At 30.8% G+C, this 1,328-nt stretch carries 1 protein-coding gene; it reads left to right on the top strand.

Annotated elements, in window-relative coordinates:
- Window positions 1-1,291 (top strand): IS3 family transposase gene (locus EV214_RS18550; protein WP_408631316.1). Its coding sequence is split into 2 segments (ribosomal slippage), with 1,289 coding nucleotides annotated over them: window positions 1-353 and window positions 356-1,291; the frame shifts between segments, so codons are not numbered across the junction. This gene is flagged as partial in the annotation.
- Between the last annotated feature and the right edge of the window lie 37 nt (window positions 1,292-1,328).

Here is a 1,328-nt window from a genome sequence, read left to right as displayed (position 1 = left end):
GTAATCAATATGTAAAAAAAGTCAGCATTAAGGGAATTACATATACAGATGAATTTAAGCGTGTTTTTATAGTAGAAAACGATAATGGGAAATTTCCAAGAGAGATATTCGAAGAACATGGTTTTGATATAAATATTCTTGGGATAGAACGTGTTAAAGCAGCGGGAAAAAGATGGCGTGCTGCATATAGAAAAAATGGCATATGCGGACTGCAAGACACTAGAAAAGAGAATTCAGGAAGACCGAGTGAGAAAGAACTTTCAATAGAAGAAAAATATACACGACTTAAAGCACAAAATAATTTACTGAAAGCAGAAAATGAATTGCTAAAAAAAATCGATATGATGGAAAGGGGGTTGAGAAAGAAGAAATAGCGTTATCAACAGAACAAAAATTTATACTCATAGATTCAGCAATAAAAAAATACAAACTTAAAAATATGATTAGTCATCTATGTACTAAAACAGGGGTATCGCGTTCTGGATATTACAACTACTTTTCATTAAAATCACAGACATTAAGAGATCAACGTAATACTCAAGATGAGATAGTTAAAGATATTATATTAAAAGCATATAACTTTAAAAGGCGTAAAAAAGGAGCTAGGCAGATTAAAATGACATTAGAAGGTCAGTATGGCATCATATACAATTTAAAACGTATCCGCAGGATAATGAAAAAATATGGCATTATTTGTCCTATTAGAAAAGCTAATCCCTATAGAAGAATGATGAAAGCAACAAGAGAACATACTGTTTTGCCAAACCTACTAAATAGAAATTTCAAACAAAATATACCAGGGAAAGTGCTCCTTACAGATATAACATATTTGTTCTATGGTAAAGGTAAAAAAGCATATTTATCAACAATTAAAGATGGATCTACAAATGAAATAGTGGCATACAATGTGTCTGATAGTTTGAAGTTAGATATAGCGACTGATACTCTACATAAGCTAAAAAAGAATAGAAAAATTAAATTACCTAAAGGTGCATTTATTCATTCGGATCAAGGGGTACATTATACTAGTCCAACTTTTCAAAAATTAGTAAAGAAGTATGGTTTAGGACAATCTATGTCAAGGCGTGGTAATTGTTGGGATAATGCACCCCAAGAATCATTCTTTGGACATTTCAAAGATGAGGCATACATAAAGCCATGTGAAACTTTAGAACAGTTAAAGAAAGAAATTAAACAATATATGCTCTACTATAATAAATATAGATATCAATGGGATCTAAAAAAGATGACTCCTGTTCAATACAGAAATCATCTTCTTAATGTAGCATAGGCTTTTTTAAATTGTCCTTGACAAAGGGTACATTTTA

Source organism: Marinisporobacter balticus (assembly GCF_004345705.1).
Classification (GTDB): Bacteria; Bacillota; Clostridia; order Peptostreptococcales; family Thermotaleaceae; genus Marinisporobacter; species Marinisporobacter balticus.
Note: the sequence above shows the minus strand (reverse complement) of the source record. Positions and strands in the feature narration are given on the sequence as shown.